This is a genomic window from bacterium, from assembly GCA_035945995.1.
Classification (GTDB): Bacteria; Sysuimicrobiota; Sysuimicrobiia; order Sysuimicrobiales; family Segetimicrobiaceae; genus DASSJF01.
Genome location: DASYZR010000135.1, coordinates 1 through 25,375, shown reverse-complemented (window position 1 = coordinate 25,375; position 25,375 = coordinate 1). Strand labels below are relative to the sequence as shown.

Annotated in this window: 27 protein-coding genes and 1 tRNA gene; 17 read left to right on the top strand and 11 right to left on the bottom strand. The window is 68.7% G+C overall.

From position 1 onward, the window contains the following. Positions 1–7 precede the first annotated feature (7 nt). The 6 genes from VGZ23_15360 to VGZ23_15335 all read left to right on the top strand — a co-directional run bounded on the left by VGZ23_15360 (position 8) and on the right by VGZ23_15335 (position 5,792). Complete coding sequence (locus VGZ23_15360; GenBank protein HEV2358969.1) at positions 8–259, top strand: hypothetical protein; 252 nt, start codon at positions 8–10, stop codon at positions 257–259. 14 nt (positions 260–273) lie between these two features. After that, on the top strand, positions 274–951 hold the full coding sequence (locus tag VGZ23_15355) for a class I SAM-dependent methyltransferase (protein HEV2358968.1): 678 nt from the start codon (positions 274–276) through the stop codon (positions 949–951). A gap of 1,452 nt (positions 952–2,403) precedes the next feature. Next, positions 2,404–2,841, top strand: a complete 438-nt coding sequence (locus tag VGZ23_15350) for a VOC family protein (GenBank protein HEV2358967.1) — start codon at positions 2,404–2,406, stop codon at positions 2,839–2,841. Positions 2,842–3,041: 200 nt separating this feature from the next. Next, positions 3,042–3,896: an AraC family transcriptional regulator gene (locus VGZ23_15345; protein HEV2358966.1), complete on the top strand. Its 855-nt coding sequence runs from the start codon at positions 3,042–3,044 to the stop codon at positions 3,894–3,896. A gap of 68 nt (positions 3,897–3,964) precedes the next feature. Then, positions 3,965–4,273 carry a nuclear transport factor 2 family protein gene (locus VGZ23_15340; protein ID HEV2358965.1) on the top strand — a complete coding sequence of 103 codons (309 nt, stop codon included), beginning with the start codon at positions 3,965–3,967 and terminating at the stop codon, positions 4,271–4,273. 121 nt (positions 4,274–4,394) lie between these two features. Next, positions 4,395–5,792 carry an MFS transporter gene (locus VGZ23_15335; protein ID HEV2358964.1) on the top strand — a complete coding sequence of 466 codons (1,398 nt, stop codon included), beginning with the start codon at positions 4,395–4,397 and terminating at the stop codon, positions 5,790–5,792. Positions 5,793–6,354: 562 nt separating this feature from the next. On the opposite strand, the gene VGZ23_15330 is transcribed toward VGZ23_15335, so the two are convergent. Both VGZ23_15330 and VGZ23_15325 read right to left on the bottom strand, forming a co-directional pair. Further along, positions 6,355–6,429 (bottom strand) — tRNA-Thr (locus tag VGZ23_15330). A 513-nt stretch (positions 6,430–6,942) separates the two neighbouring features. Beyond that, positions 6,943–7,152: a hypothetical protein gene (locus VGZ23_15325; GenBank protein HEV2358963.1), complete on the bottom strand. Its 210-nt coding sequence runs from the start codon at positions 7,150–7,152 to the stop codon at positions 6,943–6,945. A gap of 131 nt (positions 7,153–7,283) precedes the next feature. On the opposite strand from VGZ23_15325, the gene VGZ23_15320 reads away from it, so the two are divergent. After that, positions 7,284–7,676 carry an STAS domain-containing protein gene (locus tag VGZ23_15320; protein ID HEV2358962.1) on the top strand — a complete coding sequence of 131 codons (393 nt, stop codon included), beginning with the start codon at positions 7,284–7,286 and terminating at the stop codon, positions 7,674–7,676. A 78-nt stretch (positions 7,677–7,754) separates the two neighbouring features. Here the strand turns inward: VGZ23_15320 and VGZ23_15315 are convergent, their stop codons facing one another. Both VGZ23_15315 and VGZ23_15310 read right to left on the bottom strand, forming a co-directional pair. Continuing rightward, entirely contained in the window at positions 7,755–7,910 is a 156-nt protein-coding gene (locus VGZ23_15315; GenBank protein HEV2358961.1) for a hypothetical protein, read from the bottom strand. Positions 7,911–7,954: 44 nt separating this feature from the next. Beyond that, a complete protein-coding gene (locus VGZ23_15310; protein ID HEV2358960.1) occupies positions 7,955–9,682 on the bottom strand; it encodes a gamma-glutamyltransferase in 1,728 nt (575 codons plus the stop codon). A 294-nt stretch (positions 9,683–9,976) separates the two neighbouring features. Here VGZ23_15310 and VGZ23_15305 point away from each other — a divergent pair, with 294 nt between their 5' ends. From VGZ23_15305 to VGZ23_15290, 4 genes are all read left to right on the top strand, one after another. After that, positions 9,977–10,942, top strand: coding sequence for a diacylglycerol kinase family protein (locus tag VGZ23_15305; GenBank protein ID HEV2358959.1), 966 nt, complete (start codon positions 9,977–9,979; stop codon positions 10,940–10,942). 7 nt (positions 10,943–10,949) lie between these two features. Next, positions 10,950–12,116, top strand: a complete 1,167-nt coding sequence (locus VGZ23_15300) for a glycosyltransferase (protein ID HEV2358958.1) — start codon at positions 10,950–10,952, stop codon at positions 12,114–12,116. After that, the gene (locus VGZ23_15295; GenBank protein HEV2358957.1) at positions 12,113–13,270 is read left to right on the top strand and encodes an MFS transporter; all 1,158 of its coding nucleotides are present in this window, start codon (positions 12,113–12,115) and stop codon (positions 13,268–13,270) included. Before VGZ23_15300 ends, VGZ23_15295 begins: the two co-directional genes overlap by 4 nt. An 82-nt stretch (positions 13,271–13,352) precedes the next feature. Continuing rightward, a complete protein-coding gene (locus VGZ23_15290) occupies positions 13,353–14,213 on the top strand; it encodes an EamA family transporter (protein ID HEV2358956.1) in 861 nt (286 codons plus the stop codon). 7 nt (positions 14,214–14,220) lie between these two features. On the opposite strand, the gene VGZ23_15285 is transcribed toward VGZ23_15290, so the two are convergent. Continuing rightward, positions 14,221–14,775, bottom strand: a complete 555-nt coding sequence (locus VGZ23_15285; GenBank protein ID HEV2358955.1) for a hypothetical protein — start codon at positions 14,773–14,775, stop codon at positions 14,221–14,223. A 54-nt stretch (positions 14,776–14,829) separates the two neighbouring features. Further along, positions 14,830–15,126, bottom strand: a complete 297-nt coding sequence (locus tag VGZ23_15280; protein ID HEV2358954.1) for an MTH1187 family thiamine-binding protein — start codon at positions 15,124–15,126, stop codon at positions 14,830–14,832. Positions 15,127–15,228: 102 nt separating this feature from the next. Between VGZ23_15280 and pyk the strand changes: the two genes are divergently transcribed. The 4 genes from pyk to VGZ23_15260 are packed head-to-tail and all read left to right on the top strand — an operon-like array spanning position 15,229 to position 18,748. Continuing rightward, complete coding sequence (pyk, locus tag VGZ23_15275; GenBank protein ID HEV2358953.1) at positions 15,229–16,746, top strand: pyruvate kinase; 1,518 nt, start codon at positions 15,229–15,231, stop codon at positions 16,744–16,746. A gap of 27 nt (positions 16,747–16,773) precedes the next feature. Then, positions 16,774–17,712: a thioredoxin-disulfide reductase gene (trxB, locus tag VGZ23_15270; GenBank protein HEV2358952.1), complete on the top strand. Its 939-nt coding sequence runs from the start codon at positions 16,774–16,776 to the stop codon at positions 17,710–17,712. Next, positions 17,709–17,993, top strand: a complete 285-nt coding sequence (locus VGZ23_15265) for a hypothetical protein (protein HEV2358951.1) — start codon at positions 17,709–17,711, stop codon at positions 17,991–17,993. Before trxB ends, VGZ23_15265 begins: the two co-directional genes overlap by 4 nt. A gap of 8 nt (positions 17,994–18,001) precedes the next feature. Then, positions 18,002–18,748, top strand: a complete 747-nt coding sequence (locus VGZ23_15260) for an SDR family NAD(P)-dependent oxidoreductase (protein ID HEV2358950.1) — start codon at positions 18,002–18,004, stop codon at positions 18,746–18,748. A 1-nt stretch (position 18,749) separates the two neighbouring features. Here VGZ23_15260 and VGZ23_15255 read toward each other — a convergent pair whose 3' ends face one another. The 5 genes from VGZ23_15255 to VGZ23_15235 all read right to left on the bottom strand — a co-directional run bounded on the left by VGZ23_15255 (position 18,750) and on the right by VGZ23_15235 (position 23,869). Beyond that, positions 18,750–19,856: an aminopeptidase gene (locus VGZ23_15255; GenBank protein ID HEV2358949.1), complete on the bottom strand. Its 1,107-nt coding sequence runs from the start codon at positions 19,854–19,856 to the stop codon at positions 18,750–18,752. A 101-nt stretch (positions 19,857–19,957) separates the two neighbouring features. Next, positions 19,958–20,461 (bottom strand): cupredoxin domain-containing protein, encoded by a 504-nt coding sequence (locus VGZ23_15250; protein ID HEV2358948.1) that lies wholly within the window; start codon positions 20,459–20,461, stop codon positions 19,958–19,960. Further along, positions 20,454–21,038, bottom strand: coding sequence for a hypothetical protein (locus VGZ23_15245; GenBank protein ID HEV2358947.1), 585 nt, complete (start codon positions 21,036–21,038; stop codon positions 20,454–20,456). The genes VGZ23_15250 and VGZ23_15245 overlap by 8 nt, the downstream gene beginning before the upstream one ends. 11 nt (positions 21,039–21,049) lie before the next feature. Then, positions 21,050–21,325, bottom strand: a complete 276-nt coding sequence (locus tag VGZ23_15240; protein ID HEV2358946.1) for a DUF4242 domain-containing protein — start codon at positions 21,323–21,325, stop codon at positions 21,050–21,052. A 126-nt stretch (positions 21,326–21,451) separates the two neighbouring features. Continuing rightward, positions 21,452–23,869, bottom strand: a complete 2,418-nt coding sequence (locus VGZ23_15235; GenBank protein ID HEV2358945.1) for a LuxR C-terminal-related transcriptional regulator — start codon at positions 23,867–23,869, stop codon at positions 21,452–21,454. A 544-nt stretch (positions 23,870–24,413) separates the two neighbouring features. On the opposite strand from VGZ23_15235, the gene VGZ23_15230 reads away from it, so the two are divergent. Both VGZ23_15230 and VGZ23_15225 read left to right on the top strand, forming a co-directional pair. Further along, positions 24,414–24,815, top strand: coding sequence for a hypothetical protein (locus VGZ23_15230; GenBank protein HEV2358944.1), 402 nt, complete (start codon positions 24,414–24,416; stop codon positions 24,813–24,815). Next, positions 24,799–25,248 (top strand): MGMT family protein, encoded by a 450-nt coding sequence (locus VGZ23_15225; GenBank protein ID HEV2358943.1) that lies wholly within the window; start codon positions 24,799–24,801, stop codon positions 25,246–25,248. The genes VGZ23_15230 and VGZ23_15225 overlap by 17 nt, the downstream gene beginning before the upstream one ends. Positions 25,249–25,375: the final 127 nt, after the last annotated feature.

The window sequence follows — 25,375 nt, the reverse complement described above, 5'->3', positions numbered from 1 at the left end:
CAGCGCGTTGCGCACCTCGGCGCTCAGCGACATCACCACCGAGCCAATCGCCCGAGCCGCTCTGATGGGCCCCGGCGTCGCCGACGCGATCGCGTTCCTCGAGGCAACCGGGATCAGGAGCTCCCTGCTCCAAGACGCCGACCCGCCGACGGTCGCCCGGGTAACAGAGGCCGTCCAGTCCGCGCTCGAACCGTACGTCACGCCTGATGGCCTGCTGCTGGGATCCCGGGCTTGGCTCGTCACCGGGAGCAGGCCATAGCCATGAAGCGGGCCGTGATCGCGGCCATCGTTGGTCAGTTTGGTCACCCTCGGGGCACCGTTGGGCGGGTTACCGGCTGGGTCATGGCGTATCGCCCGTCCAACCGGCAGCGCAACCGCTGGGTGGTTTCGTTGCTCGATGTGCAGCCCACCGACCGGGTCTTGGAGATCGGCTTCGGGCCGGGCATCGCGATCCAAGAGCTGAGCTGGTTTGCTACCGCCGGCCACGTCTACGGCGTAGATCACTCGCAGGTGATGGTCCGCCAGGCCTGCAGGCGCAACGCGCACGCTATCCGCGCCGGGCGGGTTGATCTCCGGCGGGGTTCGGCCGACGACCTCCCAACGTTTGGGGAACCACTCGACGCGGTCCTGGCCGTCAACTCGATGGGATTCTGGCCCGACCCCGCCCGGACGCTGAGGCAGCTGCGGGCGAGACTGCGACCCGGGGGGCAGATCGCGATCGCTTCCCAACCGCGTTGTCCCGGTGCAACGAGCGAGACCTCCCAGCGGGCGGCACACCAGATCCGATTACTGCTCGAAGCAGCCGGCTACTCCCGAATCCGCATCGAGACCCTCGACCTCGATCCGCCCGCGGTCTGCGTGCTCGGCGTGAACGACGCGCATGCGGAAAGACGGGAAGGTGAGGGCTTCGGCAGGTCCACTCCGTCACAGGTATCGCGATGGATGTGCTGAGGGCGTGGCAGGAACGTCCACGCGGCGACACGAGAAATCCGACGCCCAGGTAGCCACTCCAGACCCGGCAGACCGTGTTTATCACGGCCCTGCTGTCACAGGATTCGCGTAGGTCAATCAAGTCTAGAACCCTATACGCGCGGGCATGCCCCCTCCGGGACCGGAGGCTAGTGCACCATCATTCACCCGGCAGGCGATGCATCAATGGTACCGTCAACGGACTTCAGCAATGGTGCACTAGGGCGTCGATTTCTTGTTGCGGGCCCTGGACACGTGCTAACGGAGCGCCCGGGTCCGCGCGAGCGCTACGGGCGAGAGGCCGGAAAGGCGCGCGCATTCCCGAGTCAGATGCGGCTGGTCGGTGTAGCCGAGGTCGAGCGCGACCCCTGCCAAGTCGGTCTTGACTGGCATAGCATCGATGTGCGCAAGAAGGCGTTGGAACCGCAGCACTCTTTGGAGAGTCTTCGGGCCATAGCCGACAGCTGCCTGGAAACGGCGCCGGAATTGCCGGTCGCTTAGCCCGAATTCCGTTGCGAGAACTTCAACACGAGCCCTGGGCTGGGCAAGCCGATCGCATGCCTCACACACCAGAACGTCTGGTGGGCCCCAGCCTGCGAGTTCGTATGCAGTCTCCGCCACCAGCTGCATAGCCCTCGACAAATCCAGACTCGCCGGCAGCCGCTGGGCAAGCTCCGGACGGAGGTGGGAAAGGTCGACGCGGCGGTTCAGAAGGCTGTGCAAGGGGATCCCCAGAGCGGGTCCGCCGGCGCCCGGACGAAATCGCGCTCCCACGAGAATCGTCCCCGGTAACAGCGGGGTAGGCATTGGGCCGGTGTCCGGTCCGGCCACATGAGCGACCCGGCCTTTGTGCCAGATCAGGTCCACGCAGCCATCCGGTAATACAAGGGTCGGCGGAGTGCCTTCCGTAGGAACGACACGCATCCACAGACACGCTATTGCCGGTTGCAACGCGTCGGGAGCCGCCCACTCACGGTAACCAGGAGCACAATTCATAGGGTGATTGTCCCCCGAACGTCCGTTTTTTTCAAGACAGCCACCAGCCACCTTGAGAAGATGTGTCATGGCGCCGACCATTGGCGTCAGGAGTGTGACGACGGCAACAGGGCGTGCGGCTCCACTTTATCGACCGTGGGAAGCCCGTCCAGAGCGCGTGCGTGGAGAGTTTCAGGGGAAGCTGCGGGACGAGTACTTGAATGGCACTGGTTCCTGAATCTCGCCGACACACAGCAGACACTGGCCGAGGGCGGACGACCTACAATCGGATCCGGCCGCACAGTGCGCTCGGGTACGTCACGCCGGAGGAGTTCGCGAGGGCCGAGCTCAGACGAGCCGAACAGCTCCAACCCCATGGGGCAGGTCTCGTCATAATTGAGGCCACCAAGTCAAAAGAAACTGATCGAAGCTCTTCAAACGGAAGGGGACAGAGCCGAAATGAAAATTCCGGACGAGGTGGGCAACATCAAGGTACTGTTCATCGCGGGTTTTGGTCCAATCGTCCGTGAGGCAACTGCGAGTCGCGAACTCTACAACCAGATCCTCGGTATTCGCTTCAAAGAGGAGAATGACGGTTACCTCCATACGGAGGCTCTGAGAGGCGCAAAAAGTTTCGCCCTGTGGCCACTTTCGCAAGCAGCGCAGTCCTGCTTCGGAACGGATTCTTGGCCCAAGGATATTCCTGTGCCACAAGCGTGGCTTGAGTTTGACGTTGACGATGTCGAAAAGGCAACGGCAGAGTGTGAATCTCGAGGGCTTCGAATGCTCGTCAAAAATAAGAAAGAACCGTGGGGCCAGATTGTCAGCCGCTTCATCACGCCGGAAGGATTGTTGGTCGGAGTCACATTTACTCCATTGATGCGAAAAGAAGAATAGCGTGAGCTTCGAACGATATGGGTGTGGTAGTTCAGCGCGCTTTCGATGATCCTCGAGCGCCGAACAGAGAAGGGTCGAAGAGCTCCAACCCCTGACGTCCTCCCCAAAAGGTAAATTTTGAACCCGGGACTGGACCACCTTTTGGGGAGGACGTCAGCGTGGCACGTTCACTGGTATGTTAGGCTATCAAAGAGATAACCATGATCGTTCACGAGTTGCAATCCGGACCGATTTCTGTGATCGATTACCGCTGTGCCCTCAAACCGGGCGACCGGCCGTTAGCCGCAGTGCACCGGGCCGTCACCGTGGCGTACGTACGACGCGGCAGTTTCGCCTATCACGCCCGCGGGCAGGTGTCCGAACTTGTAACCGGGTCAGTGCTGATCGGCCAAGCAGGCGATGAGTATGTCTGCACGCACGAGGACTCGTTCGGCGACGAGTGCCTTGCCTTCGAATTTTCCGCCTCGGCAGTCTCGGCGATCGGCGGCCGACGGTGGTTCGGCCGAGCGAACGGCCTCCCTCCGATCGGGGACGTGTCGGTGTTCGGCGAGCTTGCGGTCGCCGCCGCGGACGGCCACAGCGATATCGGCCTGGACGAAGCGGGCCTGCTACTGGCTGCGCGCGTCGCACGGACTGTTTGGCGTGAGAGCCCCCGTGCCTTGCAGGCAACGCCTCGCGACCGCCGGCGCGCCATCGAGGCAGCGTACTGGATCGACGCGCACTCGGGCGAAACGATCGACCTTGAACAAATCGCGCGGGAAGCCGGATTGAGCATGTTCCATTTCCTGCGCCTGTTCACCCGCGTTCTCAGCCTGACACCACACCAGTATCTGATTCGCGCGAGGCTGCGACACGCGGCACAACTGTTGGCCGCCGGGGCGACGTCGATTACGGAAGTCGCCGCCGACGTCGGGTTCGGCGATCTCTCCAACTTCGTCCGAACGTTCCGGCGGGCGGCCGGCGTGTCCCCCGGAGAGTTCCAAAGGGCCGCCCGGGGAGGCCGCAAGATTTTCCAAGACCGCCCAGTCGCGGTCACCGTATACTCCCATGCATGAGCCGACGGGCGGAAACACCTCATAGAGATCTGGTAGAACGCTACGTGGCCGTCTGGAATGAAGACGATGTGGGACGACGGCGGGCGGCGATTCGAGAGATTTGGCCGGAAGACGGCGAGCATGCCTCGCCGTCGTACTATGTGCGCGGGTACGAGCAACTCGAGGAGCGGATCACGCGGACGCACACGCGATGGGTCGCCGCCGAAGGGTACCGGTTCCGCGTGCGAGAGGAGCCCGCCCAGCATCACGGCGTGCTGAAGTTTCGCTGGGAGATGGTACCGCAAAGCGGCGGAGCAGCCCGATCCGCCGGCACCGACTTTCTCATCCTCGGCGATGACGGCCGCGCGCGGGCCGTGTATCAATTCCCCGATGCCTGACCGCGCAAACAGTTGCCACGCCAATCCGAGCGCGGGACCAACGGCCTTCGTGCGGCGTCCCGGCACGCCGGCATTCGAGGGCCTTGCGGCGGCCCCGCAGTCCAAGACATCCCCTCAGATAATGGACACCGGTGCGTTGCATGAGCTGATCTTGCCAGTCCTACTGATCGGTACTTTCATGTCTACGCTCGACTTCTTTATTGTCAATGTCGCGATCCCGTCGATGCAGCACGACCTCGGCGCATCACCAGCTGCGATCGAATGGGTTGTGGCCGGTTATGCCCTGGCATTCGGTTGTGGCTTGGTGACCGGGGGACGGTTGGGTGACCATTACGGGAGGCGCCGAGTACTATTCCTGGGGCTTCTCCTCTTCACGATCACCTCGACCCTTTGCGCATTAGCACCTAATCCGGCTGTCCTTGTCCTTTCGCGCATATTGCAGGGTGCTTCCGCCGCACTACTCAGTCCGCAAGTGCTTGCCATCGTCAGTACAATCTTCGCCGGTGAGGCGCGCGCCCGGGCGTTTCAAGCCTACGGTTTAACGCTGGGTATCGCGGCCGTGTTCGGGCAACTGATAGGCGGGCTGCTCATCCAGGCGAACATTCTCAATCTCGGGTGGCGAACCTGCTTTCTTATCAATGCTCCCATCGGCTTTGCCGCCATGGCGCTTGTTCCGAAGGTCATCCCGCAGTTGCGGCCACCTACACACAGCAGGTTGGATGTCGTTGGGGTCGGCATACTGAGCGTGGCGCTCCTCGCGCTTCTGTGGCCGCTCATTCAAGGACAACAGCGCGGCTGGCCCATATGGGCGTTGCGAAGTTTCCTGGCCTCGCCGCTACTCCTCATTGTGTTCGCCGCCTGGGAACGCGCCCTGAACAAGCGAGGGGGCGCTCCAATGGTCAATCCGGCCCTCTTTGAGGAGCGGGCGTTTACCGCAGGGCTCTTGACCCAGTTGGTGTTCTGGATGGGTATTGCCTCGTTCTTCCTCATATTTGCCTTGTACATGCAGCAAGGCCGCGGCCTGAGTGCCTTGGAGGCTGGGGCGACCTTCATGGCGATTGGCGGAGGTTACTTGGCTACATCTCTTATCGCAACGCGCTTGGCACGGCGGCTCGGCCGGCAGGTCGTCTCAACTGGCGCGCTTTTGATGGCCGCCGGCCTCGGCATATTGTCGTTGACAGTGCTGCCGGGTCGCGTGCCCCTCGGGTGGCTCGTGCCCGGCCTGATCTTCGAAGGTGCCGGTATGGGGATTGCTCTGGCCCCGCTGGTTTCGATCATCCTGGTCCGTGTCATGCCGGAGCATGCCGGAGCCGCATCCGGTGTGCTGACGACGACCCAGCAGATTGGCAACGCGTTAGGGGTCGCCGTTATCGGGGCGGTCTTCTTCCGGGCGCTGGACCCAACCCGTGCCGCGGGCTACGACCTTGCGTTTAGTCGATCCGTTGTCGCGTTGCTGGTTATCAGCCTCACGGTAGTCGGTTTCGTTCAACTACTGCCCCGTAGGCACGGAGAGTTGTGATCACGACCGTTCGGCGTACATCCGCGTCGTTCGGCATCGGGCTTTTTGTCCTAATCGCGCTGCAACCGCTCGAGGGGCTCCGTTGAGCGCTGGCCAAAGTGGCGAGGACAGCGACCAACTCGAGATGGTTCGCAGGGTATCCGATTTCTTCAGCTTGAGACGCCAACCCTCAGGTAGCCGGTCGGTGATGAGGGCGCGGAGAAGGAAGTATCGAGCCCACGACCCGACTCACCATGTCGGTCACGTGCGAATCCACGCCACAGTCCTACCGACCCGAGCGGGGCAGGAGCAGCTGGCTGGAACGGTGCTACGGGCGGGTCTCTTGGAGAGGTGAGCGCCGATCAGCCGCTTGCTGAGAAGCACCTGAGCCTGTTCGCTGACCGTTCGTTGAAAACTGTCTTGAGAAGATCCACTCAAACTTATCTCGGAAAGATCGTCGGAATCCCTCATTTTCGTGGCTCTCCGGGAAACTGGCCGAGGCGGACTGTCTGAACGGTGCCCCAAGGGTGCCCCAACGGAGGGGTTTTGGACGACAGGCGGTTTTCGAAAATCCTTATTTTACTGGAGCCGGCGATCGGATTTGAACCGATGACCTGCGCATTACGAATGCGCTGCTCTACCGCTGAGCTACGCCGGCCCGCCTGACAACCCGGAGTATACAAGAGGATCACGGACGGGACAATCGAACGGCCTCAAACTGCCGCTACAGGGGCTATGGGCAGCCTCGAGGGGCCCGGCGCGCCTCGCCGGGGCCAGACGGGTTGGTGGGTCTAAGATCGGCTCGCGCCGGCTGACTTACGGCGGGATCGTGCCTTCTTCCGCTTTCTGCTCTTGGCGAGACGGGCCTGCACGCCGAGCATGGCGATGCGGTATCGTTCCTTTGCGCTGAGACGCCTGGCGCGGGCACGGCCTCCTTTGCTTCCGAGTTTTGCCCAAATGCTAACCAGTTTCTTGCGTACCCTCCTGCTGACAGGCCGCGGCATCGGGCGAACTCCTGTGACCCCCGCGCTCATTTTACTTGGCGCGCCAGAGGCGGTCAACATGCCGAGGGCGCAAAGAGGCAAACGCGCGCGAAAACGCTACAGACCTCAAGATGTGATCCGCACCGGCCGCGCGGCGGCGTGCGCAGAAGGGAGTGACAACTGGGTCCCTACAGGGCGGGCTCGCCGGGGGGAGTCTTGCCCATCTTCTTGGCGCGACGCGCTTCGACGCCGAGCATGGCGATGCGCCGACGCTCAACAGCCGAGAGGCGAGCAGCTCTCGCCTTCCCGCCCTTCCGTCCCAGTCGTACCCAGATGCTGCGCTTTTTCTTGGTGGTGCTTTTCGTTCTCTTCTTCGCCATCAGCAAATACTTACCCATTCCGTCCGCCGTTGACAAGACTCGAAGTGATGACTTAGCCGCTAAGTAATCATTTCGGCGGGGAGGACTCGTCACGTCCGCCGGCGCATTGTACCGCGAGTGGTGGTCGCCTGGAGGGGAGAAGCACCGCCATGGCTACGGGGGGCTCGAATTGGTCCAACACGCTGCTGTGCCGGCGGCGGGACTTCGGCGGTGTGGCGTGCGTGGCGCTCACGGGGGAACTGGACCTCGCGACCGTCTCGACGCTGTCGGGACAGATGAACGCCGTCGCCGAGACGGAGGACCACCTGATCCTGGATCTCGGCGAGCTCCGTTACATCGATTCGACCGGCATCAAGGCGATGCTCGACGCCCACCGGGCGTTCGCGCGCCGGGGACGGCGGCTCGCGCTGGCCGCTGTCTCTGCGATGGTCCTCAAGATTCTGCGCGTGGTCGGCGTCGACAAGATGATCCCGATTTTCCCGACCGTCGACGCGGCGTTGCGGGACCTTGGGGGAGACGGGACATCGACACGCGCGCCGTAAGGCGGTGACGTGCCGAACAACCGTGGGCCGCGCGCGCCGTCGAGGCGCGCGCGGCCCACGCACACTACCCTTCGCGCCTTACCGCCGCCAATGTTCCATCAACAGAAGCACGCCCGCGATCAGCGCCACGTAGCTCGTCAGCCGGCCGAGAGTGAAAAACAACCCGAACGGTTCCAAACCCACCAAGATGAGATAGATTGCGAGCAAAAACATCCCCCAGTTCGAAACGCGCATCCGCGCCCTCCGTCTATGACGTGCCCATTCGAGCCGGTGAGAGGTTACCATCCCATGGCATAGCCGTTCCGGCGGGGATCGGCCCCGCCCATCATCCACCCGTCCTCGCGCACGACGATGCCCTGCGCGCCGCCGACGCGGACCGACCAGTCTTCCAGCACCTCGAGGGCGTACCCGCGGGAGGCGAGCGTCTTCCGGACCGATGGGGTGAAGCGGCTCTCGATCAGCAGGGTCTTGGGCGGCATCGGGTCGCCGACGTCGTCCTTCCACCGGAATCGCGGCGCCGCGATCGCGTCCTGGATGCCGCGGCCGAAGTCGATGAGGCCGACGATCATCTGCGCCGTGGTCTGCGGGATGCCGTAGGAGCCCGGCGTGCCGATGAGAAACACGAGCCGGCCCGCCCGCGCGGCGTGCGCCGGGCCGAGCGGATCGATGCCGAAGGACTGGGCCGAGGACATCGGGGACTCGCGCACGCCAAACGCGTGCGTCGGGCCCGCGGGCGACTCGCGGCGCTTCTCGGGCGCGATCACGTTCTTGTCGCCCGGGATCAGCGTGCACCAGTGGTGCCCGTTGTTCAGCACGATCCCGGTGTCGCCGACCACGACGCCGCAGCCGTAGCCGCTCCCGATCGTCTGGGTGATGTTGATCGCGAGCCCGCCGGCGTCCGCGGCGGCGAGGTGCGTCGTCGACCGCTCGGGAGCGCGGCGGGCTTTGCGGATCCGGGCGCGCACCGGCCGCCGCCCGCGTGAGGCCCGCGCCGGCTTGAGGCGGCGGCGGACCTCGGCGGTCAGCTCGGCCACCCGTTCGTCGGAGAGCATCCACGCGATCGGCACGTCCACGAACCGCGGATCGGCGACGTGGGCGGCCGCGTCCAGGCGGGCGAGGCGAATCGCCTCCGCGGCGAGCGCAAGATAGTCGGGACCGAGCGGATCGAGCCCCGCCACGTCGAACGCCTCGAGGACGCGGAGCGTCTGCAGCACCTGGACGGCGCTGCTCGGCGGCGGCGTGGTCCGGATCTCGTAGCCCCGGTACCGGGCGGCGATCGGGGCCTCCCAACGCAGCGTGGCGGGATAGTCCCGCAGATCGGCCCGCGCTATGAGCCCGCCCTGCGCCCCGAGGTACCCGCTGATCGTATCGCCGATGCTGCCTTCGTAGAACGCCTGCCACCCGTCGGCGGCCAGGGTTCGCAGCGTGGCCGCGAGCCCGCGCTGGCGCAGGATCTCGCCGGGCAGATACGGCCGCCCGCGGTTGAGGTACGTGCGCGTCGCGTCGGGGAACGGCAGCAGCCGCTGCACCACGGCGGAGGTCCGCGCGTGATCGAACGCGGTCACGGGCACGCCGCGCTCCGCGAGCTCGATCGCCGGCTCGAGCACCTGCGCAAACGGCAGGCTGCCGTACTCGGCGAGCAGGCGGGCCCACCCCGCGACGTTGCCGGGCACCATGGCGGCGAGAGGACCGAGATCCTGGGTCTCGACCGTGAACAGATCGGGCCGCACCGCGCGCGGGCTGCGGCCCATGAAGTTCAGGGTGCGCGTCTCCCCGCCGGGGAGCGACACCACCGCGAGCCCGATGCCCCCGACGCTCGAGAAGTACGGCTCCACGACCGTGATCGCCGCGGCCGTCGCAATCGCGGCGTCGACCGCGTTGCCGCCGGCCGCAAACATGCGCAGCCCGGCCTGCGTCGCGAGCGGGTTGGCGGACGCGACCATGCCGCGGCGTCCGGCAGCCTGCGGCCGCACCCCGAACTCCGACGCGCCACAGCTGTACGCCACGCCCGCACCTCCACGGAAGATGATGACGCCGCAGGCATACAAGCCCGGGCGGCCTGCCTCTTGGGCCTGCGGCGTGAGCCGGAATGCGACGGGGCAACGGCGCGAACGCGCGCCGGCCTGTTGGCATTTCGATCCGCCCGGGGCGATTCCTGGCGGCGCGGGGAAGGGACGGAGGACTCCGGATGCTAAGTATTAGGGTCGTGGTTTGACATGCCCAGGCTCCTCCGGCCATAATGGTAGGGTTGAGCCCATTGAAGCACATCGTATGCTCGGCCGCCGCGGAGGAGTGATGGAATGGCTCTGACGCTGATCGTGGCCAACCTCCGCTCCGGCGGCGGACGCGCGCGTGACGCGCTGCCCCTTGTCACGAGCGCCCTGCGACGCGCCGGACGCGAGTACGACCTCATCGTGACGCCGACCGGCGATGCAACGGCGTCGCTGTTGGCGTCCGCGCTGCACTCCAGGGCCGACGAGGTCGGGCAGGTGGTCGCGCTCGGCGGGGACGGCACGATCAACGGCGCCGTCAACGGGCTCATCGCCAGCGGCGCGGACGTCCCGCTCGGCATCGTGGCCTGCGGCACCGGCAACGAAACCGTGCGCTCGCTCGGGCTGTCCAAGAATCCCCGCAAGGCGATCCAGACGCTCCTGCGCGGACGCGTGTGCCCGATCGACGTCGGCGTGGTGAACGGCCGGTACTTCCTCAACACCTTCGGGCTCGGCGCGGACGTCGAGGTGGTCAAGATGACGAACGCGCTGCGCGCCCGCTATCGGTTCGCCCGCAACCGCTCCGTGTACTACGTGGCGGCGCTCATGCTGCTGTCGTCCGGCTTCGAGCCCTTCAACGTGGAGATCGAATCGGACGGGCGGTCCTTCAGCGGACGGGCGCTGATGATCGCGGTCGCCAACGGCCGCATCTACGGCGAGCGGCTGCTCGCGCTGCCGTCGCCGAGCCTCACGGACGGGCTCCTCGACGTCTATCTCTTGCAAGAACTCGCGACGCGGCGGTTCCGCAAGACCGCGCGGCTGCTCCGGCGCCTGCCGGTGCCCGAACTGAGCGTCCAGCGCTGCTCGCAGGTGTCGATTCGCCTCGACCAGCGGCGCGAGGCGCAGGTCGACGGCAGCCTCGCGGGGGCGGCGAGCGCGTTTACGCTGTCGCTCCTGCCCGCGCGCATCGCCGTGATCCACCCGACGCCGCCGGCGCTGGTTGCGACACCGGTTCTCACGACGGTGCCGGCCGGGAGCCTGGCGGGGCGCGCGTAGGTCCGAAATGCGGCTCGCGATCCTGTCCTGCAATTACGGCGGGGGGCACAAGCGCGTCGCGGAGACCGTGGCCGCGGAGTGGGAAGCCCGCACCGGCGGCAGCGCCGAGATCGTCGACTACTTCGCCCGCTTCGTCCATCCCATCTTCGACGCGTTCACCAAGTTCTCGTACATCCAGAGCGTCCGCCGGGCGCCGGGGTTGTACGGGCTCTTCTACAAGCTCACGGGCGAGATCCGCCCGGACTCGACGATCCAGCGGCTCATCAACCGGATGGGGATGGAGCGACTCGGCCGCTACCTCGCCGAGACCCGTCCCGACGCCGTCTGCTGCGTCCACTGCACGCCGGCCGGGACGATGTCGGACCTGCGGCTGGCCGGACGGACGACGGTCCCGTGCCTCACTGTCATCACCGACTACGTCACGCACAGCCAGTGGATCCATCCCGGGGTCGACGTCTATTGCGTGCCCAACGAGAACGTCCGGGACGGCCTCGTGGCGCGCGGGATCCCCGCGGAGCGGATCGTCGTCTCGGGCCTGCCGGTCGAGCGCAAGTTCCTGCGTCCGCTCGACCGCGCGGCGCTGCGTGAGGCGTACGGGCTCGGGCGCGGCGCGCCGGCGGTCCTCGTGATGGCGGGGGCCTACGCGATGCTGGGCGGCGTGCTCGACGTGGTGCGGGTCCTCGCGGAGTTCCCGCAGCCGATCCAAGTGCTCGTCGTCTGCGGGTACGATCGCGGGCTCGCCGACCAGGTGCGCGCCCGCACGGCCGGCTCGCCGCATCCCTTCCACGTCGTCGGGTACGTGGACACGGTGGAAGAGTTGATGACGGTCAGCGACGTGCTGATCACCAAGGCGGGCGGCGTCACGGTCAGCGAAGCGCTCGTCAAGCGGCTGCCGATGGTGATCTACCGGCCGATTCCCGGCCAGGAGGAAGGCAACACGCGCTTCCTCCTGGAACGCGGCGCCGCGCTCGCGCCCCGGACCCCTCAGGAGCTCGTGTCCCACCTCGAAACGCTCCTCGGCGACCCGGCCCGCCTCGCCGCCATGGCGGACGCCGCGGACTCGCTGGCACGGCCGGACGCGGCGGAGATCGTGACGGCACAGCTCGCCGGTCTGCTGTCCCTGCATCGCGAACCGGCGGAGACGTCGCTCACGATCCCCCAACCGGCCCGGTGACGCCCCGCAACGAAACAGGTCTGCTGGCCCTCACCATCGCGCTTGTCGAGTTTGTCCACGGCGCGCTGCTGCTCGTCCTCCTGCCCACCATGCTCACGATCCGCTTCGGATGGGCCATGGGGACCACGGGGGCCGCGGTCTCGACCTACTTCTTCACCGAGGTCGCCCTCAAGCTGCTGGCCGGCTGGATGGTGGACCGGATCGGCACGCGGAAGATGTTGTTGTGGGGATTCTGGATCTACGTCGGCGCGTTTGCCTGGCTCGTCTACGCGACGCACACGTGGGAAGTGTTCGTCGCGCTCGCGGCGATGGGAGCCGGCGCGTCGCCCCTGTGGCCGGCGGCGCTGACGCGGCTCACCCGCGGCGCGGCGCCGAAGGTCGGGCGGGAACTCGGACGCGTCTTTTCGACATGGTTCCTCGGCGGCGGCCTCGGCATCGCCGTCGCGACCCTCGTCAGCCGCGCGCAGCATCCGATCTCCCTCCGGCTGTTCGTCCTGCCGCTCCTGGCCGCGGCCATCATCGCGCAGCGCATCCCGGCCGAGCCGCGGGAGCTGCGCGCCGGGCCCCGGACGTCCCCCCGCCGCGCGCTCGCCGAGATGCTTCGCTCGCTCGTCATGCTGGCGGCGAGTCTCGTGCCCCAGATCATCGCGGCGGGCATCCTGATCCCGATCATGGTGCCGTACCTCGAGATCGTCCGCGGCCTCGACGAACGGGAGTTGCTGCTGCTGCTCCTGCTCGGACCCGGCATGGGCCTGGCGCTCATGACCCACGCCGGCCACCTCGGCGACCGGCTCGGATGGCGGCGGACCTACGCGCTTGCGCTCGGGAGCGTGGCGGTGCTGCTCCTGCTCATCCCCTTCTGCAACACGCTGTGGCTCCTGGCGCTCGACTTCGCCGCGATCGGCGTCGGCTACGCCTTCGTGCTGCCGGCGTGGAACAGCATCCTCGTGCGCCTGCTGCCCCAAGACGTGCGCGGCGCCGGGCTGGGGTTCGCGATGACGATCGAGGGCATGGGCGGCGTCGTCGGGCCGCTCATCGGCGGGCTCCTCTGGCAGTGGGCCAATCCCGCATCGCCCTTCTATCTGAGCGGCGGGCTGCTGCTCGTGGCCGCCGGGGCCTCGACGCGCTGGCGGGTCGACGCGGCCGAGCCGTAAGTGACCTGCGAGCTGCTCGCCGAACCCGCCCCTCCGCCGGCGTGACCGGCGCCGCGCGCAGCCTCGCCCGGCACTCGACGCCGTGACGGGCGCCGCGCTCGCGCTGATCCTCGCCGCCGCCGCCGTTCACGCCACCTGGAACCTGATCGCCAAACGCACCCACGGCGGCGCCGTGTTCCTCTGTCTGTTCTCGCTCGTCGCGGCGATCCTGTATCTGCCGCTGGCGATCGCCGTCGTGCTCTGGCAGCGGCCCCAGTTCGGCCCGGTGCAGCTCGTCATGATCGCCGGCACGGCGGTGCTGCACAGCGCGTACTTCCTGCTGCTGCAGCGCGGGTACCGGCTCGGCGACCTGTCGCTGGTCTACCCGATCGCGCGCGGCACCGGCCCGATCCTCACGACCGCGGCCGCGCTCGTATTCTTCGGCGAACGGCCCGGGCCGGCCGCCCTCGCCGGCACGGCCCTCATCGCCGGCGGGATCATCCTTTTGACCATGGGCCCCGAGGCGTTGCGGCAGCGCCACGCGCGCCAGGCGGCGGCCTACGCGCTGCTGACCGGCGTGTGCATCGCCGGCTACTCGCTGTGGGACAAACGCGCGGTGACGACGTTTGCGATCCCGCCGGTGGTGCTGGACTGGGGCGACAATCTCGGGCGCGCCGCCCTGCTGGCCCCGGTCGCGCTGGCCCGCCGGGCCGGCGTCCGGGACCTGTGGGCGCGCAGCCGGCGCGAGATCCTCCTCGTCGGCCTGCTGAGCCCGATGCCGTACATCCTGGTGTTGACCGCGATGGTGTTCACCCCGGTGAGCTACGTTGCCCCGGCGCGGGAAATCAGCATCCTGGTGGGCGCGCTGATGGGGACCCGCCTGCTCGGCGAAGGCGACGCGCCCCGCCGCATCGTGGCGGCCGGCGCGATGGTGGCGGGCCTCGCAGGGCTCGCGCTCGGGTAGATCCGCGCTACCGCCGCGCCCGGCCGGTCCGCTCGGCCTGCCGCGCCACGAGACGCTCGATGGTGGTGCGGGTCAACCAGACCTGCCGCAGTTCGACGCGGCGCCCCTCAGTGAGGCGCCGGCGGCCCTCGGGATGGTAGCGCGCCAGGAGGAAGCGCTCCCACCAGGTGAGCCACCATCGCGTGAACGCCGGCAGCGGGCGGTGCTCGAAGCCGGCACGCTCCGCCTCGGCCCAAAACAGGCTCGCGCCGCAGATCGCTTGGATGTCGTGATATTCCGGCCGGTCCCGCAGGTCCTCGGCCAGCGCCGGAAGCAGCCGGAACACCTCCCGCCGGAACCGGAGGCCGGGCCGGCCTTCGTCGTGCAACCGCGCCGTCCGCTCGTTCTCCATGTGGAACTCGCCGACCGGATCACCGGGGTTCACCACGGTCCCGTCGCCGAAGACGTAGCGCGGTCCGTGATGGCGGGCCAATTGCAGCTTGAGGATGTAGCCGCCGGCCCCGATTTCCCGGATGTCGAACCGGCGCTCAAACCACCGGTTGACCCACGCGACCCAGTTCACCACGCGGCCGACGGCGCCGATGCCGGCGGCGCGACGATTTGGCGGTTCATGGCCCTATATTCGCGCCCGTACGGAACGGACCTTGCCCTCGATCGTCGACGGCGCGTCGCGGCGGTCGTCGAGTTTGATGACCGTGGAGAGCCGGCGCGCGCCGCGCGCAAACAGCGCCCCATGAATGTCGCCCACGAGGCGCAGGAGGGCCGCGAGATCGCCCTCGACGACCGTGTGCATCGCGTTCAGCTCGTACCGCAGCCCGCTGCGCTCGATCACCCGGACCGCTTCGGCGACAAATTCGCCGACGCCCGTGGACGCGGTCCCGATCGGCGTCACGCTGATCGCCATGATGGCCATCCCGGCACCTCCGGCCCCTCAGTTAACGGCGCCCCGTAGGCTTGCGTCCCCTCAAACGGGTTCCCTCCCGGCGGCGGCGAATGCTCCGCGGGGAACACACGCATGGCGGACGACGGCACGCGCACGCCCACCGGCGACTCGGACCGCCTCCGGCGGACCAAGATCGTCGCCACGCTGGGCCCGGCCAGCGAATCCGAGGCGGTCCTCCGGCGCCTCCTCGCCGCCGGCATGGACGTCGCCCGGCTCAACTTTTCTCACGGGACGCGCGCGGAGCACGGCCGCACGATCCGCGCGCTCCGGCGGCTCGCCCGCGAGGCGGGCGTCCCCCTCGCGATCCTGCAAGACCTCCAGGGCCCGAAGATCCGCGTCGGCCGGCTCCCGTCGCCCGTCGACCTCCGCGACGGGACCACGGTCGCCCTCACGGCGGGGCGGACGGCGGGGGGCGGCCGCATCCCCATTCCCTTCGCCGGCCTGGGGCGCGTCGTGCGCCGCGGATCGCGCATACTAATGAAGGACGGCACGATCGAACTGACCGTCACGGGCCGGCGGGGCTCGGAGATCCTCTGCCGCGTCGTCCGCGGCGGGCTCCTGGGCGAGCATCAAGGCGTCAACCTGCCCGGCGTGCGGCTCCGCGCGCGGGCGCTCACGCCGAAGGACATCGCGGACCTGGCGTTCGGGCTCCGGCACGGCGTGGACGTGGTCGCGCTCAGCTTCGTGCGCACCGCGGCGGACCTCCGCCACGCACGGCGCGTGCTGCGCCGCCTCGGACGCGCCGTCCCGCTCGTGGCGAAACTCGAAAAGGCGGAGGCGATCGCCCACCTCGACGAGATCGTCAACGAGGCCGACGCCGTGATGGTCGCCCGCGGCGATCTCGGGGTCGAGCTGCCGGCCGAACAGGTCCCCCTGCTGCAGAAGCGGATCATCCGCCGGGCCAACGCGCGCGGCATCCCGGTCATCACCGCGACGCAGATGCTAGAATCGATGGTGCGGGCCGAGCGCCCCACGCGCGCCGAGACTTCGGACGTGGCGAACGCCGTTCTCGACGGGACCGACGCGGTAATGCTGTCGGCCGAGACCGCCGCCGGACGGTTTCCCGTGCAGGCGGTCGAGACGATGGCCCAAATCGCGAAAGCCGTCGAGCGGGGGGCGCGACTCAACGCCGCGGGGCGGATCGGCGCGGGCGGCGGATTCGCGGGGGGCGCGCGGCGCCTGCCGCGGCCGAGCGTCGCGTACTCGATCGGCGCGGCGACGCAGGCGCTCACGGAGGATCTCGCGGTCGCGCTGGTCGTCGCGCTGACGACGACCGGCCGGACCGCCCGCCTCCTCTCCCAGCGGCGGCTGCCGGCGCAGGTGCTCGCGTGCACGGAGGACGAGCGGGTCGCGCGGAGTCTCGCCCTGTGGTGGGGCGTGACGCCGCTCGTCCTGCCGTTCCAGCGGAGCACGGAGATCATGATCGGCGTGCTGGACCGCGAACTGGTCCGGCGGCGGCTGGCGGGCCGGGGGGACATCGTGGCGCTCGTCGGCTCCATGCCGCTGATCGCCCGCGGCCGCACGAATTTCGTCCACGTACACCGGCTCGGGTCGCGCCGCGCGCCGGGGGAAGATTCCGCGGCCTGGTGACGTTCCAGGGACTGGGGTGACGCATCCGTGACAACCGACACGCGCAGCGACGGCATCCGAAACGTGGTGATTCTGGGGTCCGGCTCGGCCGGCCTCACCGCGGCCATCTACGCCGCCCGCGCGGCGCTCCGCCCGGTCGTGGTGGCCGGCGGCCAGCCGGGCGGGCAGCTGACGCTGACGTCCGAGGTCGAGAACTTTCCCGGGTTCGAGCACGCGATCATGGGTCCCGAGCTCATGGAGACCATGCGCCGGCAGGCCGAGCGGTTCGAGGTCGAGTTCGTGGACCACGACGCGACCGCGGTGGATCTCCGCCACCGGCCGTTCGAGATCACGACCCACTCCGGCGTCCTCCGCGCCCGCGCCGTCATCGTCGCGACCGGCGCCGGCACCAACTGGCTCGGCCTGCCGAACGAACGGCGCCTCGTCGGCCACGGCGTCTCCTCGTGCGCGCCGTGCGACGCGTTCTTCTTTCGGGGCAAGGAGGTCGCCGTCGTCGGCGGCGGGGACTCCGCGATGGAAGAAGCGCTGTTCCTGGCCAAGTTCGCCGACAAGGTCACGATCATCCACCGCCGGGACAAGTTCCGCGCGAGCAAGATCATGGCGGCGCGGGCGCTCCGCAACGAGAAGATCGGCGTGCGCTGGAACACCGTGGTCGAAGACATCCTCGGCGACGGGGCGGTCACCGGCCTGCGGCTGCGCACCAACGGCCGCGTGGAGGAGTTCCGGGCCGACGGCCTGTTCGTCGCGATCGGCCACCATCCCAACACCGAGCTCTTCCGCGGCCAGATCGAGCTGGACGCCGCCGGCTACGTGGTGCTGCACGGGCACACGATGACCAGCGTCAAGGGGGTGTTCGCGGCCGGCGACTGCCACGATCACCGCTACCGCCAGGCGGTCACCGCCGCGGCGTTCGGCTGCATGGCGGCGATGGACGCGGAGAAGCACCTCGAGGCGCACCACGAATGAACGAGGCGCTCTGGGAGATCTACCAGCAGACCTGCCAGGACGAGATGGTGCCGCTCGACGAGTTTCTCCGGCGGCTCGCCGCCGGCGAGTGGGGCCCCTACGCCAAGGACGACGTGCTCGCGCTGCTGCAGGAGCTCGAGAGCATGATGCTCGCGAACATCCAGGTGAAGGCGCACGAGGGGCCGCGGTTCGCCGAAATGGCGGAGACCGTGAGCGAACAGACGCAGGCCGAGTTCGAAAAACTCACCGCGTTCGTCGAGGAAGCGTTCCGGGACCGCTGAGGCGCCGGGTGGAGCTGGACGGCCTTGTGGCGGTGGTCACCGGCGCCGGGCGCGGCCTCGGGCGGGCCATCGCCGAACGGTTCTTCGCCGAGGGCGCCCGGGTCGTGGTGTGGGACGTCGATGGCGACGCGGCCGCGGAGGCCGCCGCCCGCCTGGACTCCCACGGTACTGCGGTGCTCGGCGCTCCGGTCGACGTCACGAGTGAGTCCGCGGTGGACCGGGCGGTGTCGGAAACGCTCGCGCGGTTCGGCCGCCTCGACGTGCTCGTCAACAACGCCGGGATCTCGCGCCACCGGCCGATCGACGAGATGACGGTCGAGATGTTCGAGTCGGTGATGCGGGTGCACGTCACGGGTACGTTCATCTGCTGCCGGGCCGCCGTACCGGCAATGCGGCGGCAGCGCCGCGGCAAGATCGTCAACGTCTCGTCCCTCGCCGCCCGGACGGGGCGGCCCGGCGTCGGGGTCAACTACGCCGCGGCCAAGGCCGCGATGATCGGCCTGACCCAGACGCTCGCGAGAGAGCTCGGGGACGCCGGGATCTACGTCAACGCGATCGCGCCGGGCCCGATTCTGACCGACCAGACGCGCCAGTACGCCCCGGAGCTCTTCGCCGCGTGGAACGCGGGCCGCGCCGTGCCGCGGGACGGCACGCCGGCGGACGTCGCGGACGCCGCGCTGTTCCTGGCCTCGCGCCGATCGGACTGGATCACCGGGGCGACGCTCGACGTAAACGGCGGGATACTGATCCGGTGAGTCAGCCGAGAAACCGCCCGTTGCGGTAGATCACCTCGCCGTCGGCGAGCGCCTCGGCCCCGCCGGCCCGCAGGTCGAGGATCATGTCCCAGTGGAGGCCGGAGACGTTTTTGCCGCCGGTGTCGGGGTACGCGGCCCCGAGGGCCATGTGGAGCGTGCCGCCGATCTTTTCGTCGAAGAGAATGTTCCGCGTAAACCGCGGGATCTCGTAGTTGAGGCCGAACGCGAATTCCCCGAGCACCCGGGCCCCGGCGTCGATGTCCAGCATCGACCGCAGAAACTCTTCGCCCTTGTCGGCGCGCGCGTCGGTGACCCGCCCCTCCTTGAACGTGAGGCGGATGCCGGCGACTTCGCGGCCGCCGTAGATCGCCGGAAACGTAAAGCGCACCGTCCCGTTGGTCGCGGTCTCGACCGGGCCGGTGAAGACCTCGCCGTCGGGAAAGTTGTGCTCGCCGGCCGCGCTGATCCATGTCCGGCCGGCGACGCCGACCGTGAGGTCCGTGTCGGGGGCCACGATGCGAATCGTCTTGACCGTGCCGAGCCGGGCACAGACCGCCGCCTGCTCACGCTCCACCCGCTCCCACTCCGCGACCGGGTCGTCCTTGTCGAGGTGCCCCGCCGTGTAGACGAAGTCCTCGTACTCCCGAAGGGACATCTCCCCTTCCTGCGCGTCCGCCTGCGCCGGCGCCTGGGTGAGACACCAGCGCAGCTCGTGCCTGGCCGCCCGCTCCATGAAGCGGCTCATCAGGTCGCGCATCGCCTCGCGGCGGAGCCGCATCCGGTCGGGCGGCACGCCGGTGAGGGCGCGCGTGTTGTACGCGCCGAGGTACCGCAGCTCGCAGTCGAGGGTGTCGACTTCGCGCCGGTCGAGCTCGGACACGAACCGCAGCTGCTCGTCGGTCGCGAGCTTGTAGTACGCTTCCTCGATGCCGTCGACCGTGCACCGCACCGCCGGGTGGCCGCCGGCGAGGAGCACTTCCCGGTACGCAGCGGCGATGTGGGGCGCGGCGAGCGCGGTGCCCCCGATCCGGACGAGGTCGCCCTTCCGGACCTTCATCGAGTAATGGACGAGCACGCGGGCCAATTTGTCGATCCGGGGATCCGCCATGCGATGCCGCTTCCGCCCCGACGGGAGCGCATCCTCCGCCCCGCGCGGAGCGCGGGGCAGGCCCTTGCGCGGGGCGCGGGGAGACCATGCGGAGCGTGGGGTCACTTCACCTCGAGCACGCCCCGCATGCCCGCCTCGCGGTGGCCCTCGATCGTACAGGCGAAGACGAAGCGGCCCCGGCGCCGGGGATAGAACTCGATCGACGCCGTGCCGGCGGGCTCGACCCGAACGAGGGTGACGCCCTGGACCTCCGCGAGCGTCGCGTCATCCCAGATCCGCGCCGGGAGCGCGCGCAGGTAGTCCGCCTGGAACTGGTGGGCCAGCCTTCCGCGATTCGCGAAGACGAGGCGAACGGGACGGCCTGCGCTCACCGCGATCACGGCCGGGCGAAACACGAATTCGGCCGTCTCGACGCGCACCGTCTGGGCCGAGGCCGGCAGGGTCCCGCCCGCGACCGACGCGACGGACCGGGCGGACGCGGCGGCGGCCGTCGACGGTGGGACGGGGCACCAGAAGGGCGCGCCTGCGACGAGGGCGGCGAGGGCGGCTCGACGCCAGCAGCGGGGAAGGGCGCGGCGCGCCCTTCCCCGGCTTCCGTCACTCACGGTTGAACGGCGTCAGCAACGGGTTGAACTCCCCGAACACCCCGCCCGGATTCGGATACCAGATCCAGACGTGGAGCGTCACGAGCGGCGGATGCCAGAACGCGAAGGCGGCGCCCGTTTCGGGATTCTTCTTGGCGCACATGACTTCCATGCCGGACGGGAGGAAGGATCCGTCCGCGTAGTGGCACGCAGCGCCGAAGGAGCCGTACCGGACTCCGCGGAGCGGCGGCGCGGCCGGCGTCTTGGGCCATACCCACTCGAGGGCGACGAGCTGCCAGACGCCGCCCTTCCGGACGTAGACCAGAATCGGCGGCTTCGTAACGTCGAACCCCTGGATCTTCGGATTCAGAAAATGGTAGCCCATGTTGGGAATCATGGGCGTGATGATCGTGTAGCCGTCCGCCTCGGCCCGGGCCAGATCCGTGGCGTACTTCGCCGTCGCCAGCCGGGCCGCGGCGAGTTGCGCGCCGACGCCACTGTCCGGCGCGGATTGCGCCGTCGAGGCGGCGAGTCCCACGCTCCAGACCGCGGCCGCGGCCAGCATCAGAGTACCCGTCCTCCGCACACGTCTCCACATTGGCGCGCCTCCTAGACCTCCGCCGTCGTCGGGTCGATGGTCGTCAGGACCGCCGACACGCGGTTGGCGGGGAACCCACCCTTCAGGGCGTGCTCGCGCACCATCGCCTTGTTCGGCGCGACGTACAGACAGTAGATCTTGTCGTCCGTGATATAACTGTGGACCCATTGGATCTCGGGGCCCATCTGGTTCAGGACCGCGCAGGACTTCTGAGAAATGGCACGGAGCTCGTGAGGCGACAGCGTGCCCGCGCCGGCGAGATCGCGCTCGATCACGTACTTTGGCATGCCCGGCATCCCTCCCGTTGGCGTGGTCGTGGCAGGACCACTATAGGAAGGGACGGGGCCCGAGGCATCGAGGAAACCCCGTAGCCGGTACGTATCTTTGGGCCCGAAGGCGGAGCTACGTGGCGGCTACCGCGGCCCGACGGGCTTCGTCAACCCTCGCTCCGCCGCCCACGCGGCAATCTGGGCCCGCGAGCCGAACCCCAATTTGTTGAGGATGTTCTGCACGTGCGTTTCGGCCGTGCGTTCCGCGACCACGAGCGCGGCGGCGATCTCACGATTGGTCAGGCCTTGCGCGACCAGCCCGGCCACCTCTCGCTCCCGCGCCGTCAACGCGCCGGCCTCGCCGGCGGGCCGCCCGGCGCGGACCGGAGGCGGACTCCCCGCCGTCGCGGCCAACGCAAAGTCCACCGCCTGCGCGAGGGTCATCGCGCGGCCTTGTGCGCGGGCGGCCGCGAACCGCGCATCTCCGAGTGCGGTGCGCGCCGCCGCAGTATAGCGGTCGTGTTCGGCGATATCAGACCACAGCGGCAGCTGGCCGCCGAGACTCTCAAGCGATGCCTCCGCAGCACCGAACAACGCGGCCGCGTCCTCATACGCCCCGCGTACGCAGGCCACGCGCGCCAAGCCGTCGAGGCACTCGGTAATCACCCCGGGCAGCAACAGGACCGCCGGCGCCCCGGATCGCCCCTCCAGAGGCTCGCGGGAATCGACGACGACCGTCACGATTTCCGCGTTTCTGCAGAGTTGCAGGCTCTCCGAATAGTAGGCCGCGGCGCGTTCATCGTCGCCCCGGCGGAGGGCCAGGTGGCCGAGGTTGCGGAGGGCCGTAGTGATGTTGTTGCGGTTCCCGGTCTGCCGGGCGACGGCGAGACTCTCCTCATGGAGCGCCCGGGCCCGGTCGTAATCGCCCCGCATCACCGCAAGACTCCCGAGGAACGACAGCGCCTCGACCGTCCACCAGCCGTCTTGGAGCGCGCGGTACAAGGCGAGGCTCTCCTCGAGCAAGGGCGCCGCGCGATCGACGTCGTCTTCGACCATCGCGAGGATCCCCAGCCACAGAAGGCAGCACGCCTCCCCGGAGCGATCCCCGACCCGACGAGACACCGCCAGACCTTCCTCGCACCGCGCCCGCGCGCGCAGGCGATCGCCCTGCCGATACGCCAACCGCGTGGCGCCCACGAAGACCTTGGGCAGGAGCGCCGATGCCCCGCCCGCCCGCGCGAGCACCGCTTCGAGCCTCGCGCGGCCTTCGGTCCAGTATCCCACGATGTGCCAAAACCACTCCAATGCCCGGACGAGCCGGACCTCGGCCTGCTCGCCGTCCGCACCCGTTCTGGCACAGTCCAGCGCCGCCAGGAGGTTGTCGTGTTCGGTCTCCAGCCGCCCCAACCAGAGTGCTTCATGCGGCCCGCGGAGACCCTCGTCCGCCTCTTCCGCCAAGGCGAGATACCACGCCAAATGCCGGCGGCGGGTCCGGTCCGCGTCGTCCGTCCCCGCCGACCGATCGCGGCCGTACTGCCTGACGGTTTCCAGCATCCAGTACCGGGCCGCCCCGTGCCGCGTCTCCGCGATGACGAGAGAACCGTCGACGAGCCGGCTCAGCGCATCGAGCACCTCGGCCCGCTCGACACCGTCGCCGGCGCACACGGCCTCCGCCGCGTCAAGCGTCCACCCGCCGGCAAAGACGGACAACCGGCGCAGCACCGTCCGCTCGCGCTCAGCGAGCAGCCCGTCACTCCACTCCATCGTGGCGCGCAGCGTCTGGTGCCGGGGCAGGCCGGCCGCGCTTCCCCCGGTCAGCAGCCCGAACCGATCGTCGAGACGCGCCGCGATCTGTTCGACGGACAGCACGTTGGTGCGCGCCGCGGCCAATTCGATGGCCAGCGGCATCCCGTCGAGGCGGTGACACACCTGGGCCACGGCGGCCGCGTTGTCGGGCGTCAGCGCGAAGGCCGGGTCACCGGCCCGCGCCCGCTCGACGAAGAGCCGGACGGCTTCGGACCGTTCCACCTCGTCGACGGATGCGGCGCCGGCAGGATCCGGGAGCGACAACGACGGTACCCGCCACAGAGTCTCACCGGGCACGCCGAGCGGAGTCCGGCTCGTCGCGAGAATCCGGAGATTGGGACAGCTGCGCAGCAACCGGCCGGCGAGGTCCGCGCAGGTCTCGGCGAGGTGTTCGCAATTGTCGAGCACGAGCAGGAGCGACTTGGACCGCAGCGCCTCCACTAGGGTCTCGTCCACTCCGCGCCCGGGCTGCTCGGGGACGTCGAGCGCGGCCGCCGTGCGCTGCGGGACGAGCGCCGGGTCGGCCAGCGAAGCGAGCTCGACGATCCACGCGCCGTCCGGAACACTCTCAACGAGCTCGGTCGCGACACGCAAGGCGAGGCGCGACTTGCCGGCGCCCCCGGCGCCGATGAGCGTCAACAGGCGCGTCCGGGAGACGAACGCCTTCACCTGCGCGATCTCTCGCCGGCGCCCGATGAAGGTCGTCAGTTCGGCGGGCAGGTTATGCGGAGCGGGTCCGGTTCCGGAGGAGGTCATGCGGAGTCCCCGAGGGAGACGAAACGGCGGAGGCGTCGTGACAGACGGCCGGAGGGCCCTGTCCTCGGCGGACAGCGCCCTCCGGGTGAAACCCGGGTAAAACGCGATTTAGCGCTTCTTGCCCTTTTTGGCTGCCTTCTTCTTAGCTGCCATGAAACGGGGCCCTCCTTTCGATTTTTAGTGTCCAGGGGGGCCACTCTGCCCCTCGGTTTACGCACATACGACAGTCGTTACTATTTTCCTGCTGGGAAACCGAGAAAATTTTCAAGAAAAGGAGATAACGCGAGGGTCCGGGCCTTGAGGCCTTGGAATCGAGGGAATCTCCCCGGCCCGCCCTCCACTTAGCGGGTTGCAAGTTCGCGAGCAAAACCCTTCCGAACGGGCGTCCGTTGCGGCCTGGCGAGCGTTCCGCACAGCGGAACGATAGCCCCGTCTCACCCGGACGCCCTACTCCGCGCCTCGGCGCTGAGAACAATTCTCACAGCCGGCGCGGACGTTTCCCGCCGCCGGGGGGACGGACCGCGGCCGCAGTGAACCATCCCGCATGAACCGAGGAGCGCTCACGGCCGGCGCCGCGTTCTTGACGGCGATGCTGATAGCAACCGGCGGGCCGGCGCCCGCGCCGGCCGAGACACTGCTCGTTGTATCCGCCGGCGGCGCGGTGCGCTCCGCCGGCGATGCGGACGATTCAATCGAGCGCATCCTCGGCGTCTACCTTCAACAGGCGATCGAACTCGCGACGGTGGGCACACGCACCGTCCTGCTGACCCGCATGACGAGGTTCCGGCGGTGCGGCCGCGGCCGGGGCACGGCCGACGAGTTCAACGGCCATCTCGTCGAGGTCGTCGGCCGCGAGGTGCCCGGCTTCGGCTTCGTCGCCGGTCTCGTCAACACCGTCGAAGGATGTATGCCCGAATCGGCCGGGGAGCATGACCACGACCGGTAGGCTCTCGGATTTCCGCCGCGTCGTCTACGACGTCCTGCGGCGCGTGCCGCGCGGCCGCGTCGTCACGTACGGACAGCTGGCGCTGCTCGCCGGCCGGCCGCGCGCCGGCCGGGAGGTGGGATGGATCGCACACGAGGGCGGCCGCCGCCTTCCCTGGCGAAGAGTCGTGAACCGCTTCGGCGGCCTCGCATCCGGGTACACGGGCGGCCGCACCGGCCACAAACGGGATCTCGAAACCGACGGCGTCCGGGTCCGGCGGGACATGACCGTGGATCTCGAGCGCTATCAGTGGTGGCCGGATGACGCGCTGTGCCGGCGTCTCGGGCTCCGCCTCGAGACGCTCGCCGCGCTCTCCGCGGCCCGCCGACGCGTGGCCGCTCCGCGGCGGCGCCGGAGGCGCCCGACACGGAGCGGCCCGGGATCACCTCCGTAACCGCCGGGGCGCGTGCCAGCCCGGGTCCCATCGGACGGCTGCCCGAGCCGAGATCAACCTCGCACCGTATGTCCGGCCGCCATCCTCCGCCTGTACTGTCTTAGTGGATGGCCTGAGACGGGGTGGA

Bases quoted from the DNA above. Each gene is read 5' to 3' on its own strand.
- VGZ23_15320 (HEV2358962.1), top strand. From the start codon at position 7,284: ATGGCTACGGGGGGCTCGAATTGGTCCAACACGCTGCTGTGCCGGCGG.
- VGZ23_15235 (HEV2358945.1), bottom strand. From the start codon at position 23,869: ATGACCTCCTCCGGAACCGGACCCGCTCCGCATAACCTGCCCGCCGAA.
- VGZ23_15230 (HEV2358944.1), top strand. From the start codon at position 24,414: ATGAACCGAGGAGCGCTCACGGCCGGCGCCGCGTTCTTGACGGCGATG.
- VGZ23_15245 (HEV2358947.1), bottom strand. From the start codon at position 21,038: ATGTGGAGACGTGTGCGGAGGACGGGTACTCTGATGCTGGCCGCGGCC.
- VGZ23_15325 (HEV2358963.1), bottom strand. From the start codon at position 7,152: ATGGGTAAGTATTTGCTGATGGCGAAGAAGAGAACGAAAAGCACCACC.
- VGZ23_15240 (HEV2358946.1), bottom strand. From the start codon at position 21,325: ATGCCAAAGTACGTGATCGAGCGCGATCTCGCCGGCGCGGGCACGCTG.
- VGZ23_15345 (HEV2358966.1), top strand. From the start codon at position 3,042: ATGATCGTTCACGAGTTGCAATCCGGACCGATTTCTGTGATCGATTAC.
- VGZ23_15335 (HEV2358964.1), top strand. From the start codon at position 4,395: ATGGACACCGGTGCGTTGCATGAGCTGATCTTGCCAGTCCTACTGATC.
- VGZ23_15315 (HEV2358961.1), bottom strand. From the start codon at position 7,910: ATGCGCGTTTCGAACTGGGGGATGTTTTTGCTCGCAATCTATCTCATC.
- VGZ23_15265 (HEV2358951.1), top strand. From the start codon at position 17,709: ATGAACGAGGCGCTCTGGGAGATCTACCAGCAGACCTGCCAGGACGAG.
- VGZ23_15300 (HEV2358958.1), top strand. From the start codon at position 10,950: ATGCGGCTCGCGATCCTGTCCTGCAATTACGGCGGGGGGCACAAGCGC.
- pyk (HEV2358953.1), top strand. From the start codon at position 15,229: ATGGCGGACGACGGCACGCGCACGCCCACCGGCGACTCGGACCGCCTC.
- VGZ23_15305 (HEV2358959.1), top strand. From the start codon at position 9,977: ATGGCTCTGACGCTGATCGTGGCCAACCTCCGCTCCGGCGGCGGACGC.
- VGZ23_15280 (HEV2358954.1), bottom strand. From the start codon at position 15,126: ATGGCCATCATGGCGATCAGCGTGACGCCGATCGGGACCGCGTCCACG.
- VGZ23_15225 (HEV2358943.1), top strand. From the start codon at position 24,799: ATGACCACGACCGGTAGGCTCTCGGATTTCCGCCGCGTCGTCTACGAC.
- VGZ23_15255 (HEV2358949.1), bottom strand. From the start codon at position 19,856: ATGGCGGATCCCCGGATCGACAAATTGGCCCGCGTGCTCGTCCATTAC.
- VGZ23_15350 (HEV2358967.1), top strand. From the start codon at position 2,404: ATGAAAATTCCGGACGAGGTGGGCAACATCAAGGTACTGTTCATCGCG.